This window comes from Streptomyces sp. 4F14, from assembly GCF_048159485.1.
Taxonomy (GTDB): domain Bacteria; phylum Actinomycetota; class Actinomycetes; order Streptomycetales; family Streptomycetaceae; genus Streptomyces.
The window spans coordinates 1-485 of the sequence record NZ_JBLRVY010000114.1 but is presented as its reverse complement, the minus strand read 5'-3'; the positions used below and the strand labels follow the sequence as shown (position 1 = coordinate 485).

At 69.7% G+C, this 485-nt stretch carries 1 pseudogene; it reads left to right on the top strand.

Features of this window, described 5'->3' with window-relative positions:
- A pseudogene (locus tag ACLZOT_RS49890) lies at positions 1 to 485 on the top strand (site-specific recombinase); the annotation flags it as partial.

The following is a 485-nucleotide window of genomic DNA, read 5'->3' as shown; positions in this document are numbered from 1 at the left end:
AGCGCAGGCAGCCCGCGTCTGGAGGACGTGACGCTGGAGCTGCTGCAGGACCTGGTCGCCGACCATCCGGCGTCCAGCGCCCGGCGCCGTGGGTTCTTCAAGATGTCGCGGGTCCTGGCGGCCAACGGCTACATCCCCGAACCGCTCACCGGCAGTCACCAACAGCGCGGCACACGTCCGGAGACCGTGGCCTCGGTGCCGCCGGAGTGGTTGGAAATTGTCCTGCGCTGGCGGAAGTTCAGCACCAACGAGCCCGGCACCGTCCGCACCAAGTTCCCCTTGCTGCTGGTGGCCGGACGCTGGGCAGCCGAGAAGCATCCAGAGGCGACGAACCCGCAAGCCTGGACGCGTGACATCGCCGCCGAGTACATCGCGGACACCATGACCGCGGTTCGCGGCCAATGGGCCGGCCACAACCGCAACCGCACCGGCTGGGGCGAGCCCCTGGGCGCCCCCCTGAACCAGACGAAGCCCTCCGACACCTC